This window comes from Streptomyces sp. NPDC002206 (assembly GCF_053593595.1).
Genome location: NZ_JBSFCW010000011.1, coordinates 1 through 17,607, shown reverse-complemented (window position 1 = coordinate 17,607; position 17,607 = coordinate 1). Strand labels below are relative to the sequence as shown.

The window sequence follows — 17,607 nt, the reverse complement described above, 5'->3', positions numbered from 1 at the left end:
CAGGGCAGGATCCGTCCTGTCCGTCCCGTGCCCGTGGTGCGATGCGGAGCAAAGTACGATGGGTCTCGTACCATGGAGCGTCCGGACGAAGCGACGACAGGAGCCGACGTGACCGCGACCAGCGCCACTGCCGCGAGTGGCACCGCCGCCCCGGGCGCCGGTGCCCGCGTGCTGGCCCACCCGGCACGTGAGGAGATCCGCATCGAGGCGGTGCTCCACGCACTCTCCGACCCGATGCGGCTGAGGGTGGTCCGCGAGCTGGCCGCCGCCGAGGACGAGCTCACCTGCTCCCGTATCGAACTGCCGGTGTCCAAGTCCACGAGCACGCATCACTTCCGGGTGCTGCGCGAGAGCGGCATCATCAGTCAGACCTACCGGGGCACCGCCAAGATGAACGGGCTGCGCCGCGACGACCTGGAAGCACTCTTCCCCGGACTGCTCGACAGCGTTCTCGCCGCCGCGACCCGGCAGGCGGACCGGCTCGGCGAAGGCTGACAGCGCACGCGGATCCGTCCGAGGTCCTCGATTCAGCGCCGGTCGCTGTGTGCCGCCTCCAGCAGCCCCGCCCAGTCCGGGATCTTCACCGGTCCACGGCCGAGCGACCGCCCCAGCGCCGCTTCCGCCCGCTCGATCGACTGCCAGCCGTCCCACTCCACCGGCTGCAGTCCCCGCGCTCGCAGCGCGGCCACCGGATCGGGGGCCGCCGGCCGTCCCGCGAGCAGTGGTGCGTCGTCCAGCAGCGACGCGACCGTCTCCTTTGCGCACGACCGGTTCGAGCCGATCACTCCGGTCGGCCCCCGCTTGATCCACCCCGCCACGTACTCGCCGGGCGACGGCACCCCGTCGCGCAGCACCCGCCCCGCCAGGTGGGGCACGGTGCCACGGGCCGGATCGAACGGCAGACCGGGCAGCGGCAGCCCGCGGTAGCCGACGGCCCGCAGTACGAGCTGGGCGTCGATCTCCTCGTACGCACCGGTGTCCTTTATTCCTCCGCCGCCGTCCGGTGCGGTACGCGCGAACCGCACCCCGGCGACCCGCCCGTTTCGTTCGAGGAGCTCGACCGGGCGCAGAAAGAACCGCAGGTGGATCGTGCGCACCGGGTCCGGGCCGGCAGCAGGGGCATCGGCTTCCGCCCACCCGCGCAGCACCTCGATATTGCGCCGCGCCACCGCCGGCAGCTGCGCCGGTGAATCCTGCGGCGCCCCGGCGGAGGCGTACGCCGGATCGCGGGCCAGCTCCGCCCTGTCCACCACGACCCGCGCCCCCGGCAGCCCGCCAAGCTCGCGCAGCTCCTTGGTGGTGAACCTGGCCTGGGACGGTCCGCGCCTGCCCGCCATGTGCACCTCGCGCACCCGGCTGTCGGCCAGCGCACCGAGCGCCGGGTGCGGGACATCGGTGGGCCGCAGCTCCTCGGCGCTGCGGGCGAGGATCCGCGCCACGTCGACCGCCACATTGCCGACCCCGATCACCACGACCGAACGGGCCTGCAGAGCAAAGTTGTCGGCAGCCGAATCGGGGTGCGCGCTGTACCACGAGACGAACTCGGTCGCCGAGTGGCTGCCGGGCAGATCCTCGCCGGGAACGCCGAGACCGCGGTCGGTCGCCGCCCCGACGCAGTAGACCACCGCATGGTAGAGCTCGCTCAGCCGATCGGGTGGCAACCCGTCCCCGCCCACCTGGACGTTGCCGAGAAAGGTGATCCGCTCGTGCTCCAGGACGGTCCGCAGACTGTTCTGCAGCGACTTGATCTTCTCGTGGTCGGGGGCGACGCCGTAACGCACGAGGCCGTACGGGCAGGGCAGCCTGTCCAGCACGTCCACCCGGACATCGGGCACCCGGGACTGCTGGACCAGACACTGGGCGGTGTAGACCCCGCTGGGTCCGGAGCCGACGACGGCGACACGGAGCACGGTGCACCTCTTCCCGGAGTGTGCCTCCAGCATCGCACCGGTCGGCGGGGCAGGGGAGAGGCGCGGCCGCACGGCGCGTCAGGAGGACAGTGCGCGCATCCGGTCGATCTCGACCGTCTGCTGGGCGACGACGTCGCCCGCCATCTCCTCGACCTGAACGTTGTTCCCCTCCGAGAGGGCCTCGGTCGCCATCGTGATCGCTCCCTGATGGTGGGTGATCATCAGCTTCAGGAAGAGTTCGTCGAAGGCCTTGCCCTCGGCCGCGCGCAACTGCTTCAGCTGCGCCTGCGTCGCCATGCCGGGCATGCCGGCGTGGTCGTGGCCGCCCGGGTGCTTCTCGCCGCCATTGTGTTTGAGCCATCCTTCCATGGCGCCGATCTCCGGCTTCTGGGCTGCGGAGATGCGCTCGGCGAGCCGCTTTACCGGGATGGACGAAGAACGGGACGGCACCAGGGCCGTCAACTCCAACGCCTGGGCGTGGTGCTGGATCATCAGCTGTACGTAGCGGAAGTCGGCCGAGTTGGGGGTGTCGGCCACGGAGGCCTTCGCCGCTTCCTCGGCGGACAGCGTCTGCGCGGGTTCCCCGGGCTTGCCAGGCGCAACGACCGAAGGGCCCCCGCCCGCCCGCGCGTTCGCGTCATGGTCTCCGCCGCCCGCATCGCACGCGCCGAGGGAGAGCGCGGCGGCCGCGACGGCGGCTACGACCAGGGATCTGCGCACCTGCGCAACCTGACGGTATATCAACAAGGCTGCCTCCATTGGTATATGCGATGGTTGCAAATCGTTCGGCACACTTGCGCGATCTCAAGTGTCGGAAACTTTCATTACGTTCCTGTTGCCATCTGTTGGGAAACCCATGGGATGGACGATACTGCCGGGGTCAGTCAACCGTTCAACCACGTATTGGTACAGGGGAGGACGCAGTGACTTCGTTGCACACCACCCGAGTGCGGCGCAGACGTCTGGGTGTGGCGGCAGCCGCCGCCGGGCTCTTCGCTACTCTGCTGACGGCCGGACCAGCGGCCGCGACACCCGATCCCGGTGATCACCCAGCCATCGGTACCGGTCTCTCCGCGAGCCAGGAGGCCGTTGCCGCGGCCGCCATCGAGGACGGCGAGATACCCGGCGTGGACGAGATCGTCCACAGCGACAACATCGAACATCTCGCCAACATCCCGAAGGACGCCCTCAAGGGCACCAACTCGGACCTGGCGTTCCAGGGGAAGTACGCCTTCTCCGGCAATTACGACGGCTTCCGGATCTTCGACATCAGCAACCCGAAGTCCCCGGAGACCGTCGCCCAGGTCCTGTGCCCCGGGTCGCAGAACGACATCTCGGTGTCCGGCAATCTGCTCTTCCTGTCCACCGACTCGTCGCGCAGCGACAACTCGTGTGCCAGCACCACGCAGCCTGCAACGGAGAAGTCCTCCTGGGAGGGCATGAAGATCTTCGACATCAGCGACAAGCGCAACCCGAAGTACGTCGCCGCTGTCGAGACCGCCTGTGGTTCGCACACCCACACGCTGGTTCCCGAGCGCAGCAGCGTGTACGTCTACGTCTCCTCGTACTCGCCGAGCGAGACGTTCCCCGACTGCCAGCCGCCGCACGACGGGATCTCCGTCATCAAGGTGGAGCGCAAGGCACCCGAGAAGGCCGCGATCGTGAACTTCCCGGTGCTCTTCCCGGACGGCGGCAACCCGGGCGCGCCCACCAACCCGGGAGTCTCCAAGACCACCGGCTGTCACGACATCACGGTGCTGCCTTCGAAGGACCTGGCCGCCGGTGCCTGCATGGGCGACGGCCTGCTGTTCTCCATCAAGGACCCGGAGAACCCGAAGATCATCGACCGGGTCCAGGACAATGTGAACTTCGCGTTCTGGCACTCGGCGACGTTCAACCAGGACGCCGACAAGGTTGTCTTCACCGACGAGCTCGGCGGCGGCGGCGCCGCCACCTGCAACGAGGAGATCGGGCCGAAGCGCGGCGCCGACGGCATCTACGACATCGTCGGCAGGGGAGACCAACGCAAGCTGGTTTTCCGCAGCTACTTCAAGATCGACCGCCCGCAGGCCGCCACCGAGGTCTGCGTCGCCCACAACGGTTCGATCATCCCGGTCAAGGGCCGTGACCTGATGGTCCAGGCCTGGTACCAGGGCGGCATCTCCGTGTGGGACTTCACCGACTCCTCGAAGCCCAAGGAGATCGCCTACTTCGAGCGCGGTCCGGTCACCCTCGACCGCGTCACCACGGCCGGCCCCTGGTCGGCGTACTACTACAACGGCTACATCTACTCGAACGACATCGCCAAGGGCTTTGACGTCCTGAAGCTCAACGACCGGCGGACCGATCCGGCGAAGCGGGTGCGCCTGCCCGAACTCAACGTGCAGACGCAGCCGGACTACTTCGACAACTGATCCGGCCGCGCAGACATCACTGAACCGTACGCTCACGCCGAGTGCCGCCGGGCGGATCGTCGCCCGGCGGCACTCGGCCGGCAACCGCGGTGGGATGCCTCGTTGACCGACGTCCGGCGCGGGCGCATGCTGTACCTCTGCGTTGACCGGCTCATGCCGTCCGTCATCAGCGCGGCCCCCGACGGACTCGGTCGACCGGGGTGGCTGCCTGATTCCGGCGACGCAGGGGATCGCCGGAATCGGCCGTTCCCTACGCGGCTTCGTACCGGTGGGCCCGCCCGCCCCGCCACTCGACCCATTCGGGACTGTCGAGGATGTGCTCGGGATCGTCGAGCCCCGCACCCTCCAGAAAGACGATCACATCGTGATCGGAGTGTGCCAGCCCCAGGATCTGGAACCGCCCGTCACGCTGCACGGTGACGCGGCGCCCGCCGGAGGGGGACGGGCCGAAAATCACGATCGGGGGAGAAGTCATGCCTACAGGGTGCGACGCGCCGACGGCGGTTGCACAGCGAATGGCCCAGCCGGTCGGGTCCTCACGCGGCAGACCTCGCACTCCCGCCCGTCACCGCGGCCCACTCCACCAGCAGTCGCTGGTACTCCTCCTCGTCGTCCGGTGAGAGGCATCCGCCGGAGCGCTGCCACAGGTCACGAATCTCTTCATTCACCACTGCGGCGGAACGCATGGAATTGGAGGAGTGCGGAGAACGGGACATGCCTACAGGCTAAGGCCCCGATGTGACAATCCGACCCATTGGGCGTCAGGGACATCTCTCACATGTCTCCTTGCCCGGATCATGGAACCAACCCGAGCGCCCGTAGCCCGTCAGGCCGTTCCTCCACAGGCAGATGGTCCACGAAGCGCACCTCGCACCCCAGCGCGGCCGCTCCACCGTCCGCGTGTCGGTTGTCGCCGACCATCACCACATCCGTGGGATCCTGTCCGACAAGCGTGCAGGCAATGTGAAAGATCTGTGGATCCGGCTTCTGGATGCCGTGCTCGTACGACAGGACATAGGCGTCGACGAGGGCGTCCAGACCGTGGGCGCGGAAGACCGGTCGAAGGTCCCAGCCGATGTTGCTGACCACGCCGACCCGGGCCCCGCTCGTGCGCAGCGCCCCCAGCACCTCGGCCGCATCCGGGTACGGGCGCCACGCCGCCGGTGACTTGTGCCGGTCGTACAGCGCGTCGTACAGCCCCGGATCCGGCAGGCCGACCTGGCGGGCCAGCCCGGTGTACGCCGCCCGGTGCCGTTCCGCGCTCTCGTCACGGGTGGCCCACACCTCGGCCAGCCGGTCGGGAATGCGTTCCGGGTCCGGGCCGCCCGGCAGCGCCCCGGCAGTGGTCAGCCCCTGCACGTACCGGTCGAAGTCCTCATCGGCCACGGTCGCCTCCCGCTCGGCGAGGACCGCGCCCAGCCAGGACCGGACCGATTCGACACGGAAGAGGGTCCCGGAGAAGTCGAAGAGCGCACCCTTGAGCAGCATGGGTCCGATCCTTGCCGCTTCAGGGACGATGCGGCAAGGACGCCCCGCCCGCGCCGCCCCGCTCACGCCCCTCGTACCGTGCGTACCCGGCGATCGAGAACGCGACCACCGCCGCCCCGAGCAGCCAGCCGCCGAGCACATCGGTCAGCCAGTGAACCCCCAGATAGAGCCGGGTGAGTCCCACCCCGATCCCCGAGATCCACGCCACCGTGAGCGCCGCCCACCACACCCGCCGCCCTGCGCCGTGCCGGCGCAGCAGCCACAGCAGCAGGCCGCAGCTCACCACGGCCGTCATGGCATGTCCGGACGGGTATGCCGCGTAGTGGGCGGAGTCCACCGGGTCCGGCCAGCGCGGCCGCTCCCGGCCCACGGCGGACTTCAGCCCCTGCTGCAGCAGGGTGGCGAACAAGCTCGTCGCCGCCACCCATCCCGCGAGCATCCGGGCGCCGCGCAACCACAGCCCCAGCACGGCGACGGCGATCAGGGCACGCATCGTCCAGGGATCCCACACCCAGTCCGTCAGGATCCGGTTGGCGTGGACGAGTCCGGGCTCGGTCACCGCCCGCCGGTGCAGCGCGTCGGCGACCGTACGGTCCAGCGACATCAACGGGGACCAGCCCACGGTGACCAGGATCAACAGCACCAGGGCGAGGGATCCGCAGACGATGCCCGTCCCGAGGGCCGGTACGGGGGCGGGCGTGCGGTCCGGCGGGGAAAGGGGCGGTGAGGGGGAGCGCATGGGGCGATCTTCGCGGATGGACCGCCGCACCGGCTATCCCAGCGCGCTGAGTCCCGGCACGAAGGCCACCAGCAGCGGCACCACCGGCACCAGGGCCGCCGCCGCGGTCAGCCGCAGCCGACGTCCGGCGGTGAGCCGCTCCACCGGGGACAGCAGCCGGTTCACCCGCAGCGGCAGTTGCGCGTCCGGCGTCGGGCAGGGGCCGAACACGCCCCGGTCCTCGTTCAGTTCGACCAGGGCCAGAGCGATCGTCAGCCGCCCGAAGCGCCGCGACGCCACATCGTCGGCGGCCAGTTCGACGAGCCGGTGCATCTCGTCGCGGAACGCGGCGAACACCGGAACCTGCGGGAACCCCGTCGCCAGCGCCGCCGAACAGTGCAGCAGCCAGTCGTGCCGTGCCTGGGCGTGCCCCTGCTCATGAGCCAGCACCGCATCCAGCTGGCGGCCTTTCAGCCGGCCAAGTGCCGCAGTGGTGATGACCAGTTGGGGCGCATTTCCCGGCAGCCACCAGGCATCCGGGCGTTCGCCCTCCAGCACCACGAGCCGGCCGCTGCCGGCCTCCTCGCCGGGCATCAACGGGGAACGGACCAGCAGTTCGGCCCTGCGCCGCCTGCGCCGCAGCCGTGCCCGGCGGATCTCCCGGGTCAGCATCGCACCGGTCCAGACGCCGCCGAGCGCCAGCAGCACGGCAATGACGGCGGACCACGGCCCGTATGCGGCCAGCGCGTAGGCCTCCACCACGGCATGGGGCGCGGGCGCGAACACCTGCCCGCGTACCGCCTGCCAGGCGGCGGCCGCGCTGAAAGTCATGGAGAGCCCGAAGGACAGCAGCACCCCCGCCACCACGCACTGCCACACCCACAGCGCCACGACGGGCTCGCGCTCCGGCCATTCGGCCCGCGCCATCAGCCGCGGGGTCACGACGGCGGCCAGTGCACCGAGCAGCAGCAGCGCGAGGGAGACCAACATGGCGTCAGCCTATGAGCGGTGCACTACCCACGGGTATGGCTGCGCTCGGCAAGTGACGTACGCCACGGATTGCCGTGCCTCCTGTCTCACAACGTGAGCAGCATCGCGAACATGGCGATCCCCATCGTCAGCCTGCAGGCCAGCGCAAGCTCGGGCCGTGCGCCCCAGGCGCCCCCGGTCGGCCCGCCGCCCGCGCCCACCGTGGCGGCGACCGGTATCAACCGCGCCCCGGACCGCAGCACATAGGCCGCGTAGTAGACCAGCAGCACCCCGGTCAGCAGCGGCAATCCCCCGGCGACCTGTGCCATCTGATGCCCCCCGTGCCCGGTGTGACCCCCGTGTGCCGCCGCGCCACTGCCGGGCGCCGCCATCACCACCGCCATGTAGACCATCGCCAGCGAGCCGACCAGATGGTGCAGATGGTGCCCCTTGTGCCGGGCGAAACACAGGGCGCGCATCGCGGCCCCGCCGAACAGCACCACGTACACCGCCCATCCCCACACGGGCGGCGTGACCACCGCGGCGGGCACCGCCATGGCTGCCATGCCGAACCCCATCAGGGCCTCCGCACGCGCCGTTCTGCGCTCCTCCTGCGTCCCGTTGCGCATCCGCAGCAGGCAGTACGCGCCCGTCACCCCGCACAATGCCATCAGCAGCCAACTGGACATCGTCGGTCCGTGCACAGTGCACCTCCCCAGGACGTACGACGTCGGTGTCGACTAGTCGATGCCCCGGCCGGGCAGGTCGTACGCGGCGCACTGATGTACGAGGGGAGCGCGTGGCAGGAAGTCGCTGGAAGGAAACACCACTTCCGCGCCGTCGAGGGATCAGGGCCGGGAACGCAACGGGTGGTCCGCCGGCACCTCGACGACAGCGATCCGGACCCCGTCGGGATCGGAGATCCACATCTCCACGAGCCCCCACGGCTCGCGCACCGGTGGCCGCTCCACGTCGATGCCGCGGGCCGACAGCTCCTCGTACGCCGCCTGGACGTCCGCGACCTGGACCCACAGCCGCAGCGCGGGCGAGGGCGGCGCTGCGGAGCGCCCGGAGACCTCCAGGAAGCCACCGCCGAGAAAGTAGACCGTGCCCCGATCGGGACCGGTGCCGAACTCCCGGTACACCTGGAGCCCGAGGGACTCTCCGTAGAACACCCGTGACCGCTCGGGATCCGTCGGGCTCAACAGGACCCTGCTGCTCAGCACATGCACCATGGGCCAGACCCTAGGCACAGAGCTCCGGGTTACGCTGCTGCGGCACGGCCCAGCAGAGAAACGGAGAGCCTCACCATGGACACCGCCCCGCCCCGTGACTCGGGACAGCTGACCTTCCGCGACGCGACCGACGCCGATGTGCCCGCACTCGTGACGCTGATCGAGTCGGCGTACCGGGGGGACTCCAGCCGGGCCGGGTGGACAACCGAGGCGGACATCCTGGACGGGCAGCGGACCGACCCCGACGGGGTCCGTCAGGTCGTCGAGGATCCCGGCAGCCGACTGCTCGTGGTGGAACGGGACGGGGAGCCGATCGCCTGCTGCCAGCTGGAACACCGCGGTGAGGCCGCCTACTTCGGGATGTTCGCGGTCCGCCCCGAGCTGCAGGGCGGCGGGCTCGGCAAGGTCATCATCGCCGAGGCCGAGCGCACCGTTCGGGAGAGCTGGGGCGCGACCGAGATGCACATGACCGTGATCTCGGTGCGCGAGGAACTGATCGCCTGGTACGAACGCCGGGGCTATCGCCGTACGGGAAAGCTGACCCCGTTCCCGTACGGCGACGAACGCTTCGGCATTCCGCAGCGCGACGATCTCGCCTTCGAACTGCTGATCAAGGATCTGCAGGACGAATAGCAGTACCCGGTACGACTGGTCGTACGCGGTACACAAGGACAACCAGCAGTACCGCGTACTGCGACTACGCGGTGAAGCGGCCGGCGCGGCGGATCTCCGGGAAGTCGGTGGTCGCGCCGTCCAGCCCCAGGCCGCGAGCCAGGCGCAGATGATCCTGGGTGTTCACCACCCAGCCGATGACCTTCAGACCTTCGGCGTGCGCCTGCTCGACGACCTCCAGGGTGAGGCGGCGGATGTTCAGCACGAGCGTCGCCGCGCCCACCGTTTTGGCCCGGTCCACCACATCGCTCTTCCATCGGCTGGCGACGAGCGCGGTCCGCACCCCCGGCACGAGTTGGGCGATCTCGGCGACCGCCTCGTCGTGGAACGACAACACCTCGACTCGGTCGACGAGATCACGCCGCCGCATCACATCGGCCAGCGCCCGGGCGGCCGCCACATCCTTGATCTCCGCCTGCACGGGGGAGCGCACGGCGTCGAGCACCTCCTCGAAGACGGGCACCCGCTCGCCCTGCCCGGCATCGAGTTCGCGCAGTTCGGCGAGGGTCTTCTCGGCGATCAGGCCCGTGCCGTCGGTCGTACGGTCCACGTCGGCGTCGTGCATGACGGCGAGCGCGCCGTCCTTGCTGAGATGAAGGTCCAGCTCGATGGCGTCCATTCCGGCCCGTTCGGCGTGGACGAACGACCGCAGAGTGTTCTCCGGCTCGACACCCATCACCCCGCGATGACCGATGGTGAGAAAAGTCAAGGCAATCTCGCTTCCGTCGACGGCGGCTCCCCGCGTGCTGCTCCTACCCACGCGGCAGTACGGCACTACAGCTTTGCGGCAATTCGGCACTCGGCAGCCTAGCGACCCGGCGCGAAGAGGTGAGCGGTCCCGCGCGGGGGAGTGGTGCTGTGACCCTGGATCTCGGCGGCGCCGAGCAGGAAACCCGTGATGACGGCTGCGACCAGGACGGCACGGAGGCTCACGCGGAAAATCTCCCGCTGGGTGGGTGGCGCGACAGAGGGGCGGGACGGCAGGCGGCGGGCTGCGGGAGTGGACGCCGTCCGTCCCACCGTCGGCGGCAGGTGCGCCGCGAGCCGTGTCGCTCGTGCGTGGGCGCGCCGCGCGCGGCCTGAACGAACGGGCGTGCGAGTCGGGGCCGCGCCTCCCGTCCGGCCGACGGAAGCGGTCGCAGGGGCGAGGTGTGACAGGAAAAATAGCGGTGACCATGGGGGGTCGGCAGGATAATTTTCTGGGGCCCACTTGTCTCGAGGAACCGCACACGGATACGGTTGCTTAACGCGAGGTTCTCCCGTGGAGGAAGTGTGATGACGGAAATTCTTGTGCACGATGCCGCACCCGGCGCGATAACTGCTGCCCAGCGGGTGGTTGAGCAGCCGGCCTGGCCTGCGCTCAAGAATGCCGTGGAGGAGATCCGCCCCTGGCAGTCGAAGGACGGCTCGATCGACTTCGACGCCGACGGCGCGCCCTCCCCGGCCACCGTCCGGGCGACGCTGGACCGGGCGATCGCCGCGATCGAGGAGCTTGCCCCGCTGCTCCCGCACGACGCCGCGTACCACCGCGCCCTTGTCATGGACCTGCGTCGCTGGGCGGGCGACGGCTTCGGCGTGCCGGACTTCCTGGACTCGCTGCTCGCCTTCCAGCCGGCCAAGGACCGCGCCGACGGCCTGCAGCACCTGGTCGTCTTTGCGATGTACACGCAGAACGGCAACCCGGACCGCAACCTCGAAGCGGTCGTGCTGCGGATGGTGTGGCCGGAGTGGCTCGCCGAGCTCGAGGCCACCCGTTATGACAACCCGCTGTTCTGCGGCATCACCTTCGAGGACTTCACCTCCGGCTACGACACCAACTCCGCGGTGCTCTTCCCGGAGACGATCGCCGTGCGCGAGGCGCCCGAGCGCTTCAGCTGGGGCGGCATCTTCTGTGACCGCGAGGCCGCTCGCTTCCGCCGTGTCACCGAGGCCTCCGTCGAACTGCTCGGGGTCGAGCTGCCCGAGGACATCCGCGACATGGTCGGCGACCAGCAGCGCTGCGAGCAGGCTTTCGTGCTCTGGGACATGGTCCACGACCGCACCCACAGCCACGGCGACCTGCCGTTCGACCCGTTCATGATCAAGCAGCGCCAGCCGTTCTGGATGTACGGCCTGGAGGAGCTGCGCTGTGACCTCACCGCCTTCAAGGAGGCCGTGAAGCTGGAGGCCGACGGCTTCCCGCAGGGTCGCGATGTGCAGTACGCCGTGCTGTTCGACCGGATGTTCCGCTTCCCGGTCACCGGCGAGCGCGTCCGCAACTACGACGGTCTCGGCGGCCAGCTGCTCTTCGCGTACCTCCACAAGCACGACGTGGTCCGCTGGACCGACAACACCCTGAAGATCGACTGGGACCGCGCCCCGCAGGTCACCAACCAGCTCTGCGGCGAGATCGAGAAGCTCTACCGCGACGGCATCGACCGCCCGAAGCTGGTCCACTGGTTCGCCGCGTACGACCTGGTCTCGACCTACCTCGCCCCGCACCCCGGCTCCCGCTGGGCCAAGGGTCCGGACGCCCTGGACCTGACGCAGCCGCCGCGCAAGCTCGTGGACGACGTGCTTCCGGACGAGTTTCCCCTGAGCATGTTCTATGAGGCGCTCTCCAAGAAGCTGAAGCATGTGATCGCCTCCACCAAGGGGATCACCGCGGCCGACGCCGAGCAGGCAGCCGCGTGAGCGCCCGTACCGAGGAGGCGATGGCCATGAACGCAAACGGCACGGGCAACGGCAACGGCATGCTCGAAGGCGCTGTCATCGCGGTCGCAGGAGCCGCGGGGCCGGCGGGCCGGGCGACGCTGCTCAGGCTCGCGGAGGCCGGCGCGATCGTCGTCGCCTCGGACGCGGACCCCACCCGGCTGGCGGAGGCCGTCGACGCCGCGCGGTACGCCCACGGCGGCGCGACCGTCACCGGCGACACCGTCGATCTGCTCGACCTCGCCGCCACCCGCGAATGGGCGGCCAAGACCGAGAAGGAATTCGGCCGGATCGACGGCCTGGTCCACCTCGTCGGCGGCTGGCGCGGCAGCGCCACCTTCGCCGAGACCGACCTCGCCGACTGGGATCTGCTGGAGAAGCTGCTGATCCGTACCGTGCAGCACACCTCGCTGGCCTTCCATGACGGTCTGCTGCGCAGCGACCGCGGACGCTTCCTGCTGATCAGCGCGGCCGGGGCGAGCCGGCCCACCGCGGGCAACGCCGCCTACGCCGCGTCGAAGGCCGCCGCCGAGGCCTGGACCCTCGCGCTCGCCGATGCCTTCCGTAAGGCGGGGGGCGACGAAGGGCCGAAGACGGCGGCTGCGATCCTGATCGTCAAGGCACTGGTGCACGACGCGATGCGCGCCGAGCGCCCGAATGCGAAGTTCGCGGGCTTCACCGACGTCAAGGAGCTGGCCGATGCCATCGCCGGCGTCTGGGAACGGCCCGCCCCGGAAGTGAACGGAAAGCGTCTGTGGCTGACCCCGCAACCATAAGGACCGACGCGCGACGTCACCACGATCCGCAGGTGCGCGGTTTCGCCAGTGACAATTACGCGGGCGCCCACCCGGAAGTTCTCGCGGCCATCGCCCTGGCCAACGGCGGTCACCAGATCGCCTACGGCGAGGACGACTACACCGAGCACCTCCAGCGGGTCATGCACAGCCACTTCGGCCCTACTGCGGAGGCGTTCCCGGTCTTCAACGGAACGGGCGCGAATGTCGTCTCCCTCCAGGCGATGACCGACCGCTGGGGCGCGGTGATCTGCGCCGAGTCCGCGCACATCAACGTGGACGAGGGCGGTGCCCCGGAGCGTGTCGGCGGCCTCAAGCTGCTGACCGTCCCGACGCCGGACGGCAAGCTCACCCCTGAGCTCATCGACCGGCAGGCATACGGCTGGGACGACGAGCACCGGGCCATGCCCCAGGTCGTGTCCATCACGCAGAACACCGAACTCGGCACGGTCTACACGCCCGACGAGATCCGGGCCATCTGCGAGCACTCCCACGAGCGGGGCATGAAGGTCCATCTCGACGGGGCGCGGATAGCCAACGCCGCGGCGTCGCTCGACGTACCGATGCGCACGTTCACCAACGCGGTCGGGGTCGATGTCCTCTCCTTCGGCGGTACCAAGAACGGGGCGCTGTTCGGCGAGGCCGTCGTCGTCCTCAACCCGGACGCCGTACGGGCCATGAAGCACCTGCGCAAGCTGTCCATGCAGCTCGCCTCGAAGATGCGCTTCGTGTCGGTGCAGCTGGAGGCGCTGCTCGCCCGCGACCTGTGGCTGCGCAATGCCCGGCACGCCAACGCCATGGCCCAGCGGCTCGCCGAGGGCGTCCGCGGGGTCGACGGCGTGGAGATCCTCCACCCGGTGCAGGCCAACGCCGTCTTCGCACGGCTGCCCCACGAAGTGAGCGAGCGGCTCCAGAAGCGCTTCCGCTTCTACTTCTGGGACGAAGCCGCCGGTGATGTGCGCTGGATGTGCGCCTTCGACACCACGGAGGACGACGTCGACGCATTCCTTCTCGCGCTGAAGGAAGAGATGGCCAAGTAGCGCGAGTGATCGTATGGATTTGCGGTCGATCGGAAAGTCAATTCCTTCCGGTCGACCGCTTCCGTATGCTCTGCGCGCATGGAGCTCACACAGCAAATCCCCGAGATCTCCGCCTATCTCGTTGCTGACGAGGCCATCGATCACGAGCATCCGTTCGTGGGGGAGACCGTCGACTACCTCCGCTCCGAGACTGTCGATGCATACTCATACGCGGTCGCGGCTTACGAGTACGTCCGCGACACCATTGAGCACTCCGTCGACTCGGGTGATCTGCGGGTCACCTGGCGGGCCTCCGACGTCCTCGCCACCCGCAACGGCATCTGCCACTCCAAGTCCCACGCACTGGCCGCCCTGCTGCGTGCGGCGGGCATCCCGGCCGCGCTCTGCTACCAGGGTTTCACCGACGACAACGGGGATCCGGAGGTCCTGCACGGCCTGATCGCCGTGCGTCTGCCGGGGCGTGACCGGTGGGACCGCCAGGACCCGCGCGGCAACAAGCCCGGTATCGACGCCCAGTTCTCGCTCGACGAGGAGCGGTTGGCCTGGGCGACCGGACCGAAGTCCAATGGAGTGGACTATCCAGTACTCTATGCAGCACCCCACCCGGCGGTTCTGCGCGCAATGCGGTGCGCCGAGGACCGCACGCAGCTGTGGCGCACTCTCCCCACCGCGCTCTGAACCGTCCCGAGGCAAGGCGGCCGATGACTCCGACGCTCACCGTTTCCGACGACGTACGCACGCTCGCCCCCGGCTTCACCCATCTCGCCGTCGAGGCGCGCGGCCTGGTCAACGGGGAGAGCAACGAAGACAGTTCGGCCCTGCTCGACGACGCCACCCGACGGCTCGTCGCGCGGCTCGACGGCAGGGCGCCGCACGAGGACCCTCATGTCGCCGCCTGGCGGGACACCTACACCGCCTTCGGAGCCAAGCCGTCCCGTACCCGCAATTCGGCCGAGGCTCTCGCCAGGCGGGCCCTCACGGACGCCGGTCTGCCGCGGATCAACCTGCTGGTCGACCTCTACAACGCGATCAGCGTCGCCCATCTGATCCCGGTCGGCGGCGAGGACACCGACCGCATCGAGGGCGCCATGCGGCTGGTGCGCTCCACCGGCCAGGAGCCGTTCCGCACCGTCGCGGGTGGCGAGGAGACCGCGGAGCACCCCGAGCCCGGCGAAGTCGTCTGGTGCGACGACGGCGGCGTCACCTGCCGGCGGTGGAACTGGCGACAGGGCGTACGCACCCGGCTCACCGAGAAGTCCGTCAATGCCTTGTTCCTGCTGGAGAGCCTCGCCCCCATGACGATCGGCGAGCTCGAAGCCGCAGGCGCCGAACTCGCCGAATCGCTGGAGAAGCTCAGCCCCGGAGCGCAGATCACCGTCCGCACCCCGGAGTGACGTTTCAGCCGTGGCCGTGACCCGATCGGGTCAGCTCGTCTCGCGCACCTCGGCGGCCGTCGGAGCCGTACCGCCGAGATGCGTGGGCACCCACCAGGTGTCGCTCGCGTCCCTCGGCCGCACCGGATACGCGCGCTGGGCCGCTTCGAGAAGCTCCTGCACCCGCTCGCGCAGCCGCCGGGTGATCGCACCCGCGTACTGGTCGGTGGGAGCTTCGACCGGCTCACCGACCCGGATCGTCACCGGGATGTGGCTGCGCTTGAAGTTGCGCGGCCGGCCCTTGGTCCAGATCCGCTGGGTTCCCCACAGCGCCATCGGGATCAGCGGTACGCCGGCCTCCTGGGCCAGTCGTGCGGCGCCCGACTTGAAGCTCTTGAGGGTGAACGACTGGGAGATGGTCGCCTCGGGGAAGACGCCGATGATCTCGCCGGACCGGAGCGAGGCGAGTGCGTGCGCATACGCATCCTCGCCCTGCTTCCGGTCGACCGGGATGTGCTTCATGCCGCGCATCAGCGGACCGGAGACCTTGTGCCGGAAGACCGATTCCTTCGCCATGAAGCGGACCAGCCGCTTCTGCGGCAGAGCGGTCAGCCCGGAGAAGATGAAGTCGAGATAGCTGATGTGGTTGCTCACCAGTACGGCACCGCCGGTCTTCGGGATGTGCTCCGAACCCTGAGTGTCGATCTTCAGGTCCAGCGCCTTGAACATGGTGCGAGCGGCGCCGATGACCGGCCGATAGACGAGTTCTGCCATCTGGGGAAGACCCTTCTTCTGCGCCTGAGGAGGGTTCTCCCGGCGGAAGTTACGCAGCCGTAGGTTTTCGGCATTGCGCCGATCGTGCCCCATGTGCGTCGCGCTGGCCAGTCTCCGCGGCCACGGGGCGCGAGATTCTCGTCACGTGGAACGGCCGGGAATGCCTCTGCGTCCCCTGGTGCTGACCCTTTGCGAAGAGCTCTGACAGGAGGCCGAAGGTGGACGGGCAGGCACATGCGAGAAGGCTGGACGCTGCCCAACTCGGCGCGGAATTGGGGGTCCGGGCCACGCTTGTGCAGTTCTCCAGCGCCTTCTGCCAGCCCTGCCGGGCCACCCGCCGCACCCTCGACGAGGTGGCGCGCATGGTCGACGGCGTCGCCCACGTCGAGATCGACGCCGAGGCGCATCTCACTCTCGTACGCGAACTCGACATCAGCCGCACCCCGACGGTGCTGGTGCTCGACGCGACCGGCCGGATCGTCCGGCGAGCGGTCGGGCAGCCACGCACTGTGGATGTCGTCGCAGCACTGGGACATGCGATGTGACGGACCGTGATGCATCTCCCACATTGCGGAACCTACTTGACTGCACCCACCACGCATCGTCAGTCTGACGCTATGCCGCCGGAACTCCTTCTCTTCGGCCGGGCCCACGTGGACCTGGCCCGCAACGCGAGTGCGCGCTGTCCGGGTGCCTGAGCACCCACGGCCCCGTACGCCTCCCTCGCAGAAGGACACCTCCATGACGGCTTCGCCCGAGCTCGGCACCGCCCGCACGGCATCCCCCGACCTCCTCCGCTCCGTCTTCCGGCAGCACGCCGCCGGTGTCGCCGTGATCACCGCCGCCGGTGACCGGCCGGTCGGCTTCACCGCCACCTCCCTGAACTCCGTCGCTGCCGAGCCGCCGCTGATCTCCTTCGGTGTGGGGACCTCGTCGTCCAGCTGGCCGGTCGTGGCGGAGGCCGAGCACGTCGGCGTACACGTACTCGGCGAGCACCAGCAGGAACTGGCCGCCACATTCGCGCGCAGCGGCGCCGATCGGTTCGGCCCGTCCACCCATTGGCGTAATGGGCCGGAAGGAGTGCCGGTGCTCGACGGAGTGCTGGCGTGGCTGGTCTGCCGCGTGGTGGCACGCATCCCGGCGGGCGACCACCGGATCGTGATCGCGGAGGCCGTTGTCGGCGATCCGACCGGAGCCGGCCGTCCGCTCCTCTACCATCAGGGTCGTTTCACGGCGCTGCGGGACTGAGAGATCCCAGGCGCCGCATGGGTGCCGAGCGTCGGCTAGGTCACAGTCAAAGCGCTTGCTTATGGGTGACGCACTGGGTGTACTGACGAGTAATATTTCGCTCGGAGCGTCGGTCGCCCCGACCGGAATCCGCCCCATCAGGCGCCTATGCTGCGTGCATCAAGGCAGCCCAGAAATGACGATGCAGTAGGAGAGCCGGCGTGAGCTTGAGGATCGTTGTCTGTGTGAAGTACGTGCCCGACGCCACCGGTGACCGGCATTTCGCCGATGACCTGACGCTG

Annotated in this window: 22 protein-coding genes and 1 pseudogene; 11 read left to right on the top strand and 12 right to left on the bottom strand. The window is 69.3% G+C overall.

The window, feature by feature from the left end; genetic code table 11:
• Positions 1-108 precede the first annotated feature (108 nt).
• Positions 109-495 carry an ArsR/SmtB family transcription factor gene (locus ACWCP8_RS21310; RefSeq protein WP_352268109.1) on the top strand — a complete coding sequence of 129 codons (387 nt, stop codon included), beginning with the start codon at positions 109-111 and terminating at the stop codon, positions 493-495.
• Positions 496-527: 32 nt separating this feature from the next.
• On the opposite strand, the gene ACWCP8_RS21305 is transcribed toward ACWCP8_RS21310, so the two are convergent.
• Positions 528-1,910: an FAD-dependent oxidoreductase gene (locus tag ACWCP8_RS21305; protein ID WP_451117475.1), complete on the bottom strand. Its 1,383-nt coding sequence runs from the start codon at positions 1,908-1,910 to the stop codon at positions 528-530.
• Positions 1,911-1,988: 78 nt separating this feature from the next.
• Complete coding sequence (locus tag ACWCP8_RS21300; protein ID WP_352268106.1) at positions 1,989-2,669, bottom strand: DUF305 domain-containing protein; 681 nt, start codon at positions 2,667-2,669, stop codon at positions 1,989-1,991.
• Positions 2,670-2,833: 164 nt separating this feature from the next.
• On the opposite strand from ACWCP8_RS21300, the gene ACWCP8_RS21295 reads away from it, so the two are divergent.
• Positions 2,834-4,324, top strand: coding sequence for an LVIVD repeat-containing protein (locus ACWCP8_RS21295; RefSeq protein ID WP_352268105.1), 1,491 nt, complete (start codon positions 2,834-2,836; stop codon positions 4,322-4,324).
• A 250-nt stretch (positions 4,325-4,574) separates the two neighbouring features.
• On the opposite strand, the gene ACWCP8_RS21290 is transcribed toward ACWCP8_RS21295, so the two are convergent.
• From ACWCP8_RS21290 to ACWCP8_RS21260, 7 genes are all read right to left on the bottom strand, one after another.
• The gene (locus ACWCP8_RS21290; protein WP_352268104.1) at positions 4,575-4,799 is read right to left on the bottom strand and encodes a hypothetical protein; all 225 of its coding nucleotides are present in this window, start codon (positions 4,797-4,799) and stop codon (positions 4,575-4,577) included.
• A gap of 61 nt (positions 4,800-4,860) precedes the next feature.
• The gene (locus tag ACWCP8_RS21285) at positions 4,861-5,040 is read right to left on the bottom strand and encodes a hypothetical protein (RefSeq protein ID WP_326602049.1); all 180 of its coding nucleotides are present in this window, start codon (positions 5,038-5,040) and stop codon (positions 4,861-4,863) included.
• Between the two features lie 79 nt (positions 5,041-5,119).
• Positions 5,120-5,812 carry an HAD family hydrolase gene (locus ACWCP8_RS21280; RefSeq protein ID WP_451117472.1) on the bottom strand — a complete coding sequence of 231 codons (693 nt, stop codon included), beginning with the start codon at positions 5,810-5,812 and terminating at the stop codon, positions 5,120-5,122.
• Positions 5,813-5,831: 19 nt separating this feature from the next.
• Complete coding sequence (locus ACWCP8_RS21275) at positions 5,832-6,551, bottom strand: phosphatase PAP2 family protein (RefSeq protein WP_451117470.1); 720 nt, start codon at positions 6,549-6,551, stop codon at positions 5,832-5,834.
• A gap of 33 nt (positions 6,552-6,584) precedes the next feature.
• Entirely contained in the window at positions 6,585-7,520 is a 936-nt protein-coding gene (locus ACWCP8_RS21270) for a M56 family metallopeptidase (protein ID WP_352268099.1), read from the bottom strand.
• 86 nt (positions 7,521-7,606) lie between these two features.
• Positions 7,607-8,203 carry a DUF5134 domain-containing protein gene (locus ACWCP8_RS21265; protein WP_451117468.1) on the bottom strand — a complete coding sequence of 199 codons (597 nt, stop codon included), beginning with the start codon at positions 8,201-8,203 and terminating at the stop codon, positions 7,607-7,609.
• Between the two features lie 144 nt (positions 8,204-8,347).
• Positions 8,348-8,734 carry a VOC family protein gene (locus tag ACWCP8_RS21260; RefSeq protein WP_451117466.1) on the bottom strand — a complete coding sequence of 129 codons (387 nt, stop codon included), beginning with the start codon at positions 8,732-8,734 and terminating at the stop codon, positions 8,348-8,350.
• Between the two features lie 75 nt (positions 8,735-8,809).
• Here ACWCP8_RS21260 and ACWCP8_RS21255 point away from each other — a divergent pair, with 75 nt between their 5' ends.
• Positions 8,810-9,367: a GNAT family N-acetyltransferase gene (locus tag ACWCP8_RS21255; protein ID WP_451117464.1), complete on the top strand. Its 558-nt coding sequence runs from the start codon at positions 8,810-8,812 to the stop codon at positions 9,365-9,367.
• 64 nt (positions 9,368-9,431) lie between these two features.
• On the opposite strand, the gene ACWCP8_RS21250 is transcribed toward ACWCP8_RS21255, so the two are convergent.
• Entirely contained in the window at positions 9,432-10,115 is a 684-nt protein-coding gene (locus ACWCP8_RS21250; protein WP_352268094.1) for a glycerophosphodiester phosphodiesterase, read from the bottom strand.
• Between the two features lie 98 nt (positions 10,116-10,213).
• Complete coding sequence (locus ACWCP8_RS21245) at positions 10,214-10,339, bottom strand: hypothetical protein (protein ID WP_352268093.1); 126 nt, start codon at positions 10,337-10,339, stop codon at positions 10,214-10,216.
• A 342-nt stretch (positions 10,340-10,681) separates the two neighbouring features.
• Between ACWCP8_RS21245 and ACWCP8_RS21240 the strand changes: the two genes are divergently transcribed.
• The 5 genes from ACWCP8_RS21240 (at position 10,682) to ACWCP8_RS21220 (ending at position 15,325) form a co-directional block, all read left to right on the top strand.
• The gene (locus ACWCP8_RS21240) at positions 10,682-12,079 is read left to right on the top strand and encodes a DUF6421 family protein (protein ID WP_352268092.1); all 1,398 of its coding nucleotides are present in this window, start codon (positions 10,682-10,684) and stop codon (positions 12,077-12,079) included.
• 26 nt (positions 12,080-12,105) lie between these two features.
• Positions 12,106-12,873 (top strand): SDR family NAD(P)-dependent oxidoreductase, encoded by a 768-nt coding sequence (locus ACWCP8_RS21235; RefSeq protein WP_326634413.1) that lies wholly within the window; start codon positions 12,106-12,108, stop codon positions 12,871-12,873.
• Positions 12,870-13,931 carry a threonine aldolase family protein gene (locus ACWCP8_RS21230; protein ID WP_352268237.1) on the top strand — a complete coding sequence of 354 codons (1,062 nt, stop codon included), beginning with the start codon at positions 12,870-12,872 and terminating at the stop codon, positions 13,929-13,931. Before ACWCP8_RS21235 ends, ACWCP8_RS21230 begins: the two co-directional genes overlap by 4 nt.
• A gap of 78 nt (positions 13,932-14,009) precedes the next feature.
• Positions 14,010-14,609, top strand: coding sequence for a transglutaminase domain-containing protein (locus ACWCP8_RS21225; protein WP_451117461.1), 600 nt, complete (start codon positions 14,010-14,012; stop codon positions 14,607-14,609).
• A gap of 23 nt (positions 14,610-14,632) precedes the next feature.
• The gene (locus ACWCP8_RS21220; RefSeq protein WP_451117460.1) at positions 14,633-15,325 is read left to right on the top strand and encodes a B3/B4 domain-containing protein; all 693 of its coding nucleotides are present in this window, start codon (positions 14,633-14,635) and stop codon (positions 15,323-15,325) included.
• A gap of 30 nt (positions 15,326-15,355) precedes the next feature.
• On the opposite strand, the gene ACWCP8_RS21215 is transcribed toward ACWCP8_RS21220, so the two are convergent.
• Positions 15,356-16,078 (bottom strand): lysophospholipid acyltransferase family protein, encoded by a 723-nt coding sequence (locus tag ACWCP8_RS21215; RefSeq protein ID WP_352268088.1) that lies wholly within the window; start codon positions 16,076-16,078, stop codon positions 15,356-15,358.
• A gap of 218 nt (positions 16,079-16,296) precedes the next feature.
• On the opposite strand from ACWCP8_RS21215, the gene ACWCP8_RS21210 reads away from it, so the two are divergent.
• From ACWCP8_RS21210 to ACWCP8_RS21200, 3 genes and pseudogenes are all read left to right on the top strand, one after another.
• Positions 16,297-16,623: a thioredoxin family protein gene (locus ACWCP8_RS21210; RefSeq protein WP_352268087.1), complete on the top strand. Its 327-nt coding sequence runs from the start codon at positions 16,297-16,299 to the stop codon at positions 16,621-16,623.
• 196 nt (positions 16,624-16,819) lie between these two features.
• A complete protein-coding gene (locus ACWCP8_RS21205) occupies positions 16,820-17,326 on the top strand; it encodes a flavin reductase family protein (RefSeq protein ID WP_451117457.1) in 507 nt (168 codons plus the stop codon).
• 200 nt (positions 17,327-17,526) lie between these two features.
• Positions 17,527-17,607, top strand: a pseudogene (locus ACWCP8_RS21200) (electron transfer flavoprotein subunit beta); the annotation flags it as partial.